Annotated in this window: 8 protein-coding genes and 1 pseudogene; 1 reads left to right on the top strand and 8 read right to left on the bottom strand. The window is 42.5% G+C overall.

The genetic code is table 11. From position 1 onward, the window contains the following. Positions 1-12: 12 nt before the first annotated feature. Together LRS05_RS08020 and LRS05_RS08015 are read right to left on the bottom strand one after the other, a co-directional pair. On the bottom strand, positions 13-3,234 hold the full coding sequence (locus tag LRS05_RS08020) for a TonB-dependent receptor (RefSeq protein ID WP_257867841.1): 3,222 nt from the start codon (positions 3,232-3,234) through the stop codon (positions 13-15). Between the two features lie 21 nt (positions 3,235-3,255). Next, positions 3,256-4,635, bottom strand: coding sequence for a glycoside hydrolase family 28 protein (locus tag LRS05_RS08015; RefSeq protein ID WP_308224857.1), 1,380 nt, complete (start codon positions 4,633-4,635; stop codon positions 3,256-3,258). A gap of 345 nt (positions 4,636-4,980) precedes the next feature. Here LRS05_RS08015 and LRS05_RS08010 point away from each other — a divergent pair. Next, positions 4,981-6,004: pseudogene (locus LRS05_RS08010) on the top strand (LacI family DNA-binding transcriptional regulator). Here LRS05_RS08010 and LRS05_RS08005 read toward each other — a convergent pair. Genes LRS05_RS08005 through uxaC form a run of 6 tightly spaced genes read right to left on the bottom strand, consistent with a single transcriptional unit; the run spans position 5,970 to position 12,576 of the window. After that, positions 5,970-7,649 (bottom strand): UxaA family hydrolase, encoded by a 1,680-nt coding sequence (locus tag LRS05_RS08005; RefSeq protein WP_257867839.1) that lies wholly within the window; start codon positions 7,647-7,649, stop codon positions 5,970-5,972. The pseudogene LRS05_RS08010 and the gene LRS05_RS08005 overlap by 35 nt on opposite strands. Positions 7,650-7,660: 11 nt before the next feature. Beyond that, positions 7,661-9,109 (bottom strand): tagaturonate reductase, encoded by a 1,449-nt coding sequence (locus LRS05_RS08000; RefSeq protein WP_257867838.1) that lies wholly within the window; start codon positions 9,107-9,109, stop codon positions 7,661-7,663. An 18-nt stretch (positions 9,110-9,127) separates the two neighbouring features. Then, entirely contained in the window at positions 9,128-9,799 is a 672-nt protein-coding gene (locus LRS05_RS07995; RefSeq protein ID WP_257867837.1) for a bifunctional 4-hydroxy-2-oxoglutarate aldolase/2-dehydro-3-deoxy-phosphogluconate aldolase, read from the bottom strand. Between the two features lie 7 nt (positions 9,800-9,806). Next, positions 9,807-10,829 (bottom strand): sugar kinase, encoded by a 1,023-nt coding sequence (locus LRS05_RS07990; protein ID WP_257867836.1) that lies wholly within the window; start codon positions 10,827-10,829, stop codon positions 9,807-9,809. A gap of 13 nt (positions 10,830-10,842) precedes the next feature. Beyond that, entirely contained in the window at positions 10,843-11,163 is a 321-nt protein-coding gene (locus LRS05_RS07985) for a cupin domain-containing protein (RefSeq protein WP_257867835.1), read from the bottom strand. Between the two features lie 12 nt (positions 11,164-11,175). Beyond that, complete coding sequence (uxaC, locus tag LRS05_RS07980; protein WP_257867834.1) at positions 11,176-12,576, bottom strand: glucuronate isomerase; 1,401 nt, start codon at positions 12,574-12,576, stop codon at positions 11,176-11,178. Positions 12,577-12,598: the final 22 nt, after the last annotated feature.

Raw genomic sequence — 12,598 nt, 5'->3', positions numbered from 1 at the left:
CATTTTTGCTGATTAAAAGCCGACATTAAGGCCGAAGGCAAATTGCCTGCTGCGCGGATACGGTGAATAATCTACTGCCGGTGTAAGCGGTGTCTGCCTCCTGGTTGAAACCTCCGGGTCCATACCTGAGTAGTTCGTCCATACAAAAACATTGTTTGCGGTACCGTATACCCTAAGTCTTGTAAGGCCGAGTTTTGAAATTACAGATTCCGGCAGCGAGTACCCAAGTGTGAGTGTATTAAGCCTTAAGAAAGAACCATCTTCAACAGCCCAGTCACTGAATACGAAGCGATCCATTGACGGAGACCACATTGTAGTGTTTGCGTTTAGCGCGCTAAGCTGTGCAGGATCTGTAACAAGTGTGCCTGTAGACGGATCAATGTTCGTCCATCTTACGCCCTGTGCCATCTCTGTAGTTAAATTTTTATATTGCCCGCTTTGCCCGCCCGGTGGCAGGGATGTATTAAATTCAATTTTGCTGGCGTTATATACATCATTGCCATAACTGAAGTTGAACGCTGCCGAAAGGTCAAACCCGTATGCATTGGCATTAATTGTAAAACCACCTGTATATTTTGGATTGGCATTACCAATGATTGTGCGGTCATCCTGATTAACTACGCCATCACCGTTAGTGTCTTTAAGTTTCATGGTCCCAGGCATAACATCACCCACAACGGCAGTGCTATTGGCAACTCCTTCTCTTAGAGTATACACGCCATTGGCAAATGTAAAGTCTGACACTTCATACCTGCCATCGCTTTGGTAGCCATACATTACCCCCAATGGCTGACCTACTTCTATACGATAATCTGTCCCAACTGTTGAGTTCCAGGCACTGGCAAAATCAAAATTATCCATAACACCGAGTGAGTTAATCCTGTTTCTGTTTGATGCTATGTTAAGAGCAACGCTAAGCCCATAATTTTTCTGGTCTGCAATTATTGCATTTACATTAGCTTCTATACCTTTATTTTCAATCTCTCCCATGTTACGGTATTGAAAATCATAACCGGTACCGGGAACAGGGAAGCGCAGCAAAAGATCATCTGTTGTATTTTTATACAATTCAACCGAACCGCTTATCCTGCCTTTGAAAAATTCGTAATCAAGCCCCAGGTTTCGTGTAGTTGTAGTCTCCCATTTCAAATTCGGGTTTGCCATAATTTTTGATGCTGACAGAAAATTAGACACGCCGTTTATCCATGAAGAAGCGCTCGCCTGGAAAGTCTGGATAGTTTGTCCTGTTGGTATATTGTTGTTACCGGCCTGCCCGTAGCTGAACCTTACCTTAAGAAGGTTTAGCCATGATATACCCTGCAGGAATTCTTCGCTTGAAATTTTCCATGCTACAGCCGCCGAAGGAAAATAGCCCCAACGATTATCACCGAGAAATTTACTTGAACCGTCAGCACGGTAAGTAGCCGTAAGCAGGTAACGGTCATCAAAGTCATAGTTTATACGCCCGAAAAATGACAATAATTTATCTTCGGGAAACATAAAATTATCAACAGAAAAAGGAGTACCTGCTGCACTAAGATTTACAGCATTTTCAAAAGTATAGAATTCATCAAAGCCGTGTATGGTGCTTGTAGTTGTAGTACTCTTGTAGTTTATGCTTTCTTCACCTACAAGAATGGTAAGGTCATGATTTTCTCCAAGTATTTTTTTGAAGTCATAGTTTAATGTGTTTACATTCCTAAACCTTACATCTTTACGGTCACCCATTATAAGGGCCGGCAGGTTTTGGTTTTCTGTAGCCGGTATATTACGAACATAGTAAGTACTGCGACCGAAAAAACGGTTATCTCTGTAATTGTAATTATCAAGGCCGAAATCAGTCTTAAATTTCAGGTTATCAATAATCTCCCATGAAAAACTGCCAAGCATGTTGAAATTTTTTCGCATTTGGCTACGCCCGTTGTCATAAACAGATACAAATGGATTTACAAGATAACTCGGGTCTGCTTCGTCAGTGTCATCTGATGTTATCCCAGGAAGATTAATTGGCGCATACGCTACTGAATTTCTAAGTCTTGAGTCTTGAGATGAATATTCATTTTGCTCGTTTGCGCCCGCACCGTTAATTTCAGTATCAGAATAACGCATTACAAAATTCAGGGTAACTTTGTCACTTGGTTTATTTTTAAGGTTTAATGACAGGTTATTTCTCCTATAGTCTGAGCCCAGCATAATTGCCTGCTCATCAAATCTGGCATAGTTGAAGCTATAATTCATCTTGTCAGATCCGCCCCTTAAGCCTAAGTCATGGCTTTGTACCCATCCTGTTTGTCCATAAATTTCATCCTGCCAGTTTCTGCCTTCAACACCGGCATACTGGTTAGGTGACCATGGCCCGAATACTTCGTCATATGATTCAGGAACTTCGTTAAGCTGGGCATATTCATACTGCCAGTTGGCATAATCCTGCACGCCAAGCACATCTATTTTCTTTACCCTGTGTTTCACACCATAAAAAGAAGTAAGGTTTACGCTAAGTTTACTATCTGTAGTACCGCTTTTTGTTGTTATAATAATTACCCCGTTTGCACCCCTTGAACCGTATATCGCTGTTGATGATGCATCTTTAAGCACCGTAACTGTATCAATATCAGACGGAGAAATATCATTTATGCTGTTTACCGGAAAACCGTCAACAATCAATAGCGGCGAGCTATCTTGCGATATAGAGCCGTTACCCCTCACCCTTATTTTTATTTCAGAATCCGGCGAACCTTCTGCTGAAGTTACATTTACACCCGCAAGCCGGCCGGTAAGCGCTTCAGCAACATTGGCAATACCCTGTTTTTGCAGCTCCTGTCCTGAAATTGTAGAAACAGCACCTGTAAGGTCTGATTTTCGGGCTGTACCGTAGCCTATTACAACAACTTCGTCAAGTTCACTTACCGATGGGCGAAGAATTATACTTAATTTTCTTTTATCGCCAACAGGCTGCGTAACCGGTTCAAAACCAAGGTAAGAAAATGTAAGCTCACTTGCAGCGCCAGCAATGGTTATGCTAAAATTTCCATCAAGGTCTGTTGTGGCATAATTGGCAGTCCCTTTTTCATTGATGTTTACTCCGGGTATGCCAAGCCCGCCATCGTCAACTACTGTTCCTGTGATTACAGCGCCTGCCTGAGCATGGTTTTGAAAACTCACCAGCAATAAAAGGAAAACGCTTACGGCAAAAAAGTAGTTTGCCAATTTGTCATAAAAGTTCTTAAACTTCATAATGTAATACCGGTTAATGATTTAGTTTGCAGGGCTTTGCATTACTACCCCGTTTATTTTCGTATTTATAAGCTGCAGATTTTCAACATTTTCTATAAGGTATTCTTTCTCTACCTTATCAATTGTTACATCCTGAAATGTAATTCCGGTAATGGGCGCTGCTTTAATTCCCTTAGCCAGGATACCGTACTTCCCGCCAATTTTCACCATTACATTTTCAATGAATATGTTGCGTACAACCGGCAGATAATTACCCGTCTGGTTGCCATGGATAGAATAAAACATATCTATGCCAAGCACAGACTCTTTTACCTGGCCTATCCTCACATTTCTTACGTATACATTTTCCACAAAGCCGCCACGCCTTGTGTTTGATTTTATCCTTATTGCCCTGTCAAGCTCCGGGCTGTCCATATCACAATTATCAACAAATACATTGCGCACCCCTGCAGAAATCTCGCTGCCCATGGTTACACCGCCATGCCCGTCAAACATCTTGCAGTTTTGAACCACAATATTTTCACTTGGTATATTTACCCTTCGCCCATCGCCGTCGCGACCCGATTTTATAGCAATACAGTCATCGCCTGTATTAAAGCTGCAATTGCGTATTATTACATTCCTGCAATATTCAGGGTCGCAGCCATCATTGTTTGGGCCATGGCTTGTAATAGTGAGTCCGTCAACAATTACATCAGTACATTTTATAGGATGAATTATCCAAAATGGAGCATTAACTATCTTTATATCTTTAAGCATTACATTCTTGCATTCAAAGAACTGTATAAATGAAGGCCTTATGTAATGCCCGTCTCCAAACACACGATCCTTCACAGGCACACCGTCTTCAGCCAGCTGTACAAGGCGGTCGCGGTTTAACGGATCGGCCTGGCTTGGCATCCCTTTTTTAAAACCGTAGCCTTTACCCGCCCACGGCCACCAGTTAGCTTCGGTAGCCTGGCCGTTAAGTGTTCCTTTGCCTGTTACCGCAACATTAGTTTTGCCATACGCATATATAAGCGGCGAATAGTTCATAAGTTCTGTACCTTCCCATGATGTATGTACCAATGGATAGTCAGCCGGGTTGGTACTGAAGAGAATTTCGGCACCCTCTTCCAGATGAAGGTTGATGTTGCTTTCAAGATGGATTGGCCCGGTGTAGTATTTTCCGGGGCCAACAATTACAGTGCCGCCACCCTCTTCAGCACATTTTTTTATTGCATTTCTGAAAGCTTCGGTATTATTATATTGTGCGTTTGCAACAGCGCCAAAATCCTTAATGTTATAACTTCTGTTTTGAAACACCGGTTCCTCAACACTATTTACAATTTGTTGCATCATATCCCATCCCGAAGAAATACCGGCGCTCCTGTCAGCGGTATACTTTGAGGCACAAGACACAATTACAGCTGTAGCTATTATTAAACAACTTAAAAGAAGTGGCCTTATTGACATTTTATTTAAAGTATTTTGCAAGCGAAAACGTTTTATGCAATCGATTACACAAACGTATATATAAATTTCTGTTCTACCAAAAAAATATTTAAAAAAAAACATTTAGTTTAAAAAACCGAACTCAAAATTACACTAATGATAATTTAATGAGAAAATTAATATTTAATTAAGACATTATGAAGACCCAGGTTAGAAAATTTTGATGTTATTATCAAAATCTTGCAATCGATAACACATATATTTATTAATCTAATAAATTTATATACTTTTACCCTTGAAAACATCTTACAGATGAGCGAAAAAGCCACTATTTATGACATTGCACAGGAACTAAACATCTCTGCTGCAACAGTTTCCAGAGCCCTTAATAATAATCCTAAAATTAGTGAAAGTACACGTGAGCAGGTAAAAGAGGCCGCCAACAGGCTAAATTACAAGCAGAATAAGCTTGCAGCAGCATTAAGAAGCGGCAGGAGCAACAATATAGGTGTTATAGTACCGAGGATAGACAGTAATTTTTTCGGGTCTGTTATCCGGGGGGATTGAAGAGGCTTTGTACCCACATAAGTATAATGTAATCATTTGCCAGACTCATGAAGATGAGAATCGTGAGAACGAGAATATTAATACGCTTCTAAATGCTCAGGTAGATGGTGTGCTAATATCTGTATCAAACTCTGAAAATGACAAAACTATAAAGCGTGTGCTTGATAAGGATGTACCGCTGATTTTCTTTGACCGTAAAAAAAACATTAACGGTGTAAGCTCTGTAACAATTGATGACTTTGGCGCTGCTTATGCCGCTACAAAACATCTTATTGATGAAAAGTGCGAAAATATTGCTTACCTTTCGGGAGACAGATCACTTGAGATTTACGAGAATCGTTTCAAAGGTTATAAGCAGGCGTTGCTAGACCACGGGCTTACTTACAACGATGATTATATCATTCAGACACGTAGTAATGTTGAGGCAGGGAAAGAAGCTGTACGTCAATTATTGAAGCTGGACAAGATGCCTGATGCAATATTTTCTTCGAGTGATTTTGCTGCATTGGGAGCTATTCAGGAACTGAAGGCAAGAGGTATAAAGATACCCGAAGATGTTTGCGTAGTAGGCTTTGGTAATGAGCCTTTTACCAGATTTATGGAATTATCAATATCTTCAGTTGACCAGTGTGCCATGGAAATGGGTAAGATTGCAGCAGAAGTATTTTTAGAACAGGGCAACAGTAATGATGCTGTTAAAGTTGAAAAGAAAGTGGTTTTAAAACCTGAATTGATCATACGCCAGTCATCCACACGAAACCATAAATAAAAAAGCGGCTAATAGCCGCTTTTTTATTTATAATGAAACCCCCTCGCTTCCAGGGAATGAAATCATTTTGGTTGAGTATCGCCGCCTTTGTGATAATATTTCCGCTTGCAACATTTATTATAAATTCCAGCAGTTCATCAGCCATTTCATCAATCGTTTTTTCACCGGTTATAATTTCGCCTGTGTTAAAGTCTATAATGTCCGGCATCTTTTCTGCCAGTTGTGTATTGCTCGATATTTTTACAACCGGGGCAATCGGGTTGCCTGTCGGCGTCCCAAGTCCGGTTGTAAAGAGTACCATATTAGCGCCCGACCCTACCATTGCTGTTGTACACTCAACGTCATTGCCGGGTGTGCATAATAAGTTAAGGCCCGGTTTTGTAATGTATTCGCCATAATCTGAAACCCCTACTATTGGAGAAGTTCCGCCTTTTTTGGCAGCCCCCGCAGATTTCATGGCATCGGTGATAAGGCCGTCTTTGATATTGCCGGGTGAAGGATTCATGTCAAAGCCTGAGCCTGCATCAACCACTGTTTTTTCATACCACTTCATCAGCTGAAGGAAACGTATGCCGTCCTGTTCTTCAACACAGCGGTTTACCAGCTCCTGCTCTACCCCGCAAAGCTCTGGGAACTCGCTAAGTATAGTTGTCCCGCCAATAGCAGCAAGCAAATCAGACATCACACCCAAAGTGGGGTTAGCCGAGATGCCCGAGAACCCATCCGATCCGCCGCATTCCAGACCTATTTTAAGTTTAGACAGTGGTGCGGGGTGCCTTTGCTGTTCATTAGCCTTTTTAATGGCTTCAAAACTGTCTTTTACAACACTGCTAAGCATGGCATCAATTGTGCCCATTTGCTGCTGGTCATAAATAAGTACTGGCTTGTCCAGGTTCGGGTTAATTTCATCCAGCGCATCCTTAAAAATCTGTATCTGCAGGTTTTGGCAGCCAAGGCTCAGTACTGTAGCCCCGGCTACGTTCGGGTTGTTTACATAACCCGCAAGCAGTTTAGCAAGACTGTGAGAATCCTGGCGTATACCCCCGCAGCCACCCTGATGTGTGATAAACTTTACCTGAATATTTTTGAACAGGTTATCATCACTTGATTTTATATCGCTGTCAGAAACCCCATTTTCTTTATTTACAAGAGAACGCAGCAAACGCTGGTAATCTGTTTCTTTGGGGCGCATCAGCTCTTTTTCAAAGATATCTTTCAATATCTCAATATTCCTGTTTTCGCAAAAAACCAACGGGAAAAACAGCCATACGTTTTCAGTACCAACCTGCCCGTCTGCACGGTGGTAGCCCATAAATGTGCGGTCTTTCCATTTATCCGCATTAGGTATGTCCCAGCCTATAGTATCGGTCTTACCGGTAACTTTATCACTTTCATGCTTTACATTTTTTGTAGATAGCAGGCGGCCCTTGCCAATAAAGGCACTTGCTTTCCCTACCAAAACCCCATACATTATTATCCTGTCGCCCGGCATTAAATCTTCCAGCGCAATCTTATGTTTAGCTTTTACATCGTCAAGCACAACTACATCACGGCCTTCAAATGAAATAACTTCGCCATGTGTCAGGTCAACCAGGGCTACAGCCACATTATCCGTAGGGTTTACCTTTATCAATTTCTTCTGCATAATAAATTCCTTTACGATTGATATTGCCTGTTGTATTCCATATAGGCTTTTTCAAGCCCGCTATTTTCAATTTCAGTTATCGTCCTTACAAGCTCATCACCCAGGCCTGATACATTGTTCAGGTCTTCACCCCAAAACTCTTCATTCCCAAGAATCCGGCTTACTACCATCTCAATTTGGGGCAATTGCCATGCCGCAATAAATTCGTCTGTAATTTCAGGCGAATCTTTTACAGGCAGTACCGTACCCTTCCAGCTGCCTTTGTAGAATAACATAAGGCATGCCATTGAGAAGGTAAGGCTTTTAGGCAGCTGTCCATTATCTTTTTGATATTGCAGAAGGCTTGGCAGCACCCGCACCTTGAACTTTGATATAGAGTTAAGCGCGATGTCTGACAACTGGTGTTTAATGAATGGGTTACGGAAACGGTCCATCACTTCTTCGGCATATGCATCTACTTCTTTTTTATCCATCGGCAGTGTACCGCTTATTTCGCTGATGATGCTGTTTACAAACGCACCTGTGAAGTCACCATCAACAGTCTGTTTCACTGTTTCATTGCCGTAAAGTATAGAGAAGGGCACCATAGCTGTATGTGCACCATTTAGTATTCTCACCTTCAGCGTACGGAAAGGCTGCATATCATCTACAATCTTCACATTAAGGTTGGTTTTATGAAACGGAAGTTTCTGTTTAAGCGCCTCATCACCTTCAATAACCCAAAGGAAGAAAGGCTCTGCGGCAACAATCAGGTTATCATGATAATCCAGCTTGATGTTGTAATCTTCAATCTCATTGCGGGGATACCCCGGAACAATCCTGTCTACCAGCGTATTATGGAAGCTACAGGCTTCAAGCAGCCATGTTTTAAATCCTTCCTCAAGATTCCACAAGCTGATGTATTTCAGTATGATTTCCTTCAGCGTATCTGCATTATAGTTGATAAGCTCACAAGGAATAACAGTCACGCCTTTTGATGCATTTCCTTCAAAATACCTGTACCTTTCATAAAGCAACACCGTAAGCCTGGCCGGAAACGCAACAGGCGGGCGCATGCCGGGCGTATCAGTATCAATGTACTCTATACCTGCCTCAGTAGTGTTTGATATGATGAATTGCAGTTCCTCTTCTTTTGCAAGTGCAAGGAAATCATCATACGCTTTGTATGGATTAATGCCTTTTACTACATTGGTAATAAGCTCTATATCCTGTATTTTTTCGCCTTTCTTTACACCATTCATAAAGAGGGTGTACAAGCCATCCTGGTCATTTATCATATGAACCATTCCGTTCTCAAGCGGCTGCACCATGGCAATGCCCGCGTTGAAACCCAGCTCATTATTCAGCCTCTGAAATGCGTAATCTACAAACGCCCTTAAAAAGTTACCCTCCCCAAACTGTACTACTTTTACAGGCAGCTTACTTTCAAGCCCCCTGCTCTTCCTGCTTAATTTTTCCATTTTACTATAGGTAAACTGTTATTTTGAACGTATTTCTTTGATTATGGCAATGGTTTCACTCACTTTGGCCTGCAATCCTTCAAAATCGCTATTATCTAATATTTCTTTTGATATGAGTTGCGAGCCTATGCCAACACATGTTGCCCCGGCATCAAACCAGCTTATAAGATTATCCCGGTTTGTGGTAACGCCACCCGTAGGCATAATGCTTGTCCACGGACAAGGGCCTTTTATGGCCTTAATGAAGTCAGGGCTGTAGATGTCTCCCGGGAAGAGTTTCACTATTTCGCAGCCCAGCTCTTCGGCCCTTGCTATCTCGGTAAGTGAGCCACAGCCTGGTGACCACAGTACCTTCCTGCGGTTGCATATAAGGGCAATGTCTTCGCGTAATACAGGCGTCACAATAAAATTGGCGCCCATCTGCATATATAGGGAGGCAGCAGCAGCATCTGTAACCGAGCCTACACCGAGTATCATTCCCGGAAGTTCGGCCAACGCATACTTGTTCAGCACCCCGAATACTTCAAAGGCAAAATCGCCCCGGCTGGTAAATTCCATCAGCCTTGCACCTCCGTCATAGCAGGCTTTGAGCACTTGTTTTGCAACCTCAACATCTTCGTGAAAGAACAATGGCACAAGCCCCGTTTCCTTCATAACATTCGCTACTTCTATCCTTGAATATTTCGCCATAATCTATTTATCTTGAAACCAGCCCGTTTGAGAGGCCGCCCATTATATTCTCTACTTCTTTTACAGTCACCAGGTTATAATCACCTGCAATGGTATGTTTCAGGCAGCATGCCGCTACAGCAAAGTCAACCGTTTTCTGGTGGTCTTCTTTATATTCCAACAAGCCATACAGCAGGCCGCCCATAAAGGCATCGCCGCTCCCTACGCGGTCTACTACCGGTGTTATTTCCCTTATATCAGATTTATATATATTGTTACCGTCAAATAAAATTCCGCCAATGCGCTGGTGCGTAGCGCTTACCGAATACCGCAACGTTGTTGATGCTACTTTAAGGTTCGGGCATAGCTCAAAAAGCTTTTCATAATGCGGAACCAGCGATTGCTCGTCATGATAATCAGGATTTACTTTCTCAATCCCAAGCATATAGTAAGCTGTGTCTATATCCCCTAATATAACATTGGCATATTGCAGCAGTTGCGGCATTACTTCAGCCGGAGCTTTACCGTATTGCCATAGCTTTGAGCGGTAGTTAAGGTCGCAGGAAATGTTCAGTCCCATTTCGTCAGCCGCCTGTACAGCCTCAAGACATGCCTCCGCAGCATCTTCAGACAATGCAGGTGTTATCCCGCTGAAATGGAACCATGTTGCGCCCTGCAGTACTTTCTGCCAGTCAATCAATCCTTTTTTAAGCGTTGCCATGGCGCTATGGGCACGGTCATACACCACATTGCTGCCCCTTACGCCCGCCCCTGTTTCCAGGAAATAAATGCCCAGGCGCTCTCCGCCCCAAATAGCATTGCCGCAGCCTACATTCATTTTGCGGGCTTCTTTTACGGCGCAGCGGCCAATCTCATTATCCGGTACGCGGGTAACAAATTCAGCTTCAATGCCATAATTGGCCAGTGAAACAGCTACATTAAACTCGCCGCCGCCGTAGTTGGCCGTAAGCGATTTTGCCTGCTCAAAACGCAGGTGCCTTTCTGTAGAAAGGCGCAGCATAATCTCACCGAATGTGACTACTTTATTCATTAATCACTTTAATTTATTTTATAAAATCTTCCCTCACAGGGTTAAATACATCAACCAGCATTCCGTCTTCATGGCAAACCACACAGTGCACCATGTTAGGCATCACAAAAAATGAATCGCCTGCACCCAACGTTTTTGTTTCACCGCCAATAGTCACCTCAAAAACACCTTTGGCAATATACGTGGCCTGCGTATGCGGATGGCTGTGCAAAGGGCCTATGCCGCCTTTTTTGAAAAGTACATTTACCATCATCAAACCAGCATTAAAGCCGGTTATCTGCCGTTGCACATTTTCATCTATTTCCTGCCAGCCGCAATCGCTATTGAAAAACATATCTTGCCGGGTTTAAAAATCAAAATAGTTTTTGGCATTGTTGTAACTTATATCACTTACCATTTTGCCTATCCATTCCATATCTGCCGGAAGTTCTCCTCTCTTAATTTCATCGCCCAGAAGGTTGCACAGTATCCTCCTGAAATACTCATGCCTCGGGAATGAAAGGAAGCTCCTAGAGTCCGTGAGCATCCCTACAAAACAGCTGATGAGCCCCATATTGCTCAAAGCGTTCAGTTGCTTTGTCATTCCGTCTTTCTGGTCTAAAAACCACCAGCCTGAGCCAAATTGTACTTTACCCCTTATGCTGCCATCATTAAAGTTGCCTATCATCGTGGCCATAACTTCATTGTCAGCAGGGTTCAGGTTATAAATTATAGTCTTTGCAAGCTTGTCTTTACTGTCAAGCGCATTGAGGAAAGCCGACAGTTTTTGTGCCTGCGGATAATCCCCTATCGAGTCCCATCCTGTGTCCGGGCCTAAAATCCTGTGCATACGGGCATTGTTGTTGCGCAACGCTCCAAGGTGAAATTGCTGCACCCATCCAAATTCATGATATGTTTCAGCCAGGAATAACAGTACCGCACTCTGGAACTTCAGCACTTCTTCACTGCTCAGCTCTTTGTTCTCCCTTTTTTTCCAGAAGATGAGGCTTATCTCATTTTCTGTAAAATCTTCAAAATATATCTGGTCAAGCCCGTGGTCACACAGCCTGCAGCCATTTTGGTGGAAAAACTCTATGCGCTTCCTCAAAGCAGTGCATAAGTCGGCATAGTTGTTTATCTCCGCCCCCGCTGCTTCGCCCAATTTGTTGATGTAGTCATTATAACCTGCATTGCCAATAAGTATTGCCTTATCCGGCCTGAAAGCAGTGCTCACCTTCACACTAAAATCACTTGCAGCCAGTTTTTTGTGGTGTTCCAGTGTATCAATCGGGTCTTCGGTGGTACAAACCAGTTCAGCATTCACTTTTTTCAAAAGTCCACGGGTGCTGTACTCATTCAATGAAAGTTTTTCAGCAGTCTCGTTATATATTTTCTCTGCTGAATTTTCATTCAGCAAATCATAGATGTCAAAATATCTTGCAAGTTCCAGATGTGTCCAGTGATACAATGGGTTACGCATAGTGTATGGAACCGTTTTGGCCCACTGCATGAACTTATCTTTATCTGATGCGCTACCGGTAATATACTGCTCATTAATACCGAGCGTACGCATGGCACGCCACTTATAATGGTCGCCGTTTATCCAGGCTTTAGCAATATTTGCAAAAACAGCATCTTCAGCAATTTGCTGTGGCGGAAGGTGGTTATGATAATCTATTATGGGCTGTTTTTTAGAATAAGTGTGATACAGCTCTTCGGCATATTTATTCTCCAGCAAAAAATTATCATGTATAAAAGTTGTGCTCATTATAAAATGTTAATGAAATCTT

This window comes from Flavobacterium sp. J372 (assembly GCF_024699965.1).
Taxonomy (GTDB): Bacteria; Bacteroidota; Bacteroidia; order Flavobacteriales; family Flavobacteriaceae; genus Flavobacterium.
Note: the sequence above shows the minus strand (reverse complement) of the source record. Positions and strands in the feature narration are given on the sequence as shown.

What these genes read in the sequence shown, in the direction of transcription:
- LRS05_RS08005 (WP_257867839.1), bottom strand. Translation starts at nt 7,649, where the DNA reads ATGCAGAAGAAATTGATAAAGGTAAACCCTACGGATAATGTGGCTGTA.
- LRS05_RS07985 (WP_257867835.1), bottom strand. Translation starts at nt 11,163, where the DNA reads ATGTTTTTCAATAGCGATTGCGGCTGGCAGGAAATAGATGAAAATGTG.
- LRS05_RS07990 (WP_257867836.1), bottom strand. Translation starts at nt 10,829, where the DNA reads ATGAATAAAGTAGTCACATTCGGTGAGATTATGCTGCGCCTTTCTACA.
- LRS05_RS08020 (WP_257867841.1), bottom strand. Translation starts at nt 3,234, where the DNA reads ATGAAGTTTAAGAACTTTTATGACAAATTGGCAAACTACTTTTTTGCC.
- LRS05_RS07995 (WP_257867837.1), bottom strand. Translation starts at nt 9,799, where the DNA reads ATGGCGAAATATTCAAGGATAGAAGTAGCGAATGTTATGAAGGAAACG.
- LRS05_RS08000 (WP_257867838.1), bottom strand. Translation starts at nt 9,109, where the DNA reads ATGGAAAAATTAAGCAGGAAGAGCAGGGGGCTTGAAAGTAAGCTGCCT.
- uxaC (WP_257867834.1), bottom strand. Translation starts at nt 12,576, where the DNA reads ATGAGCACAACTTTTATACATGATAATTTTTTGCTGGAGAATAAATAT.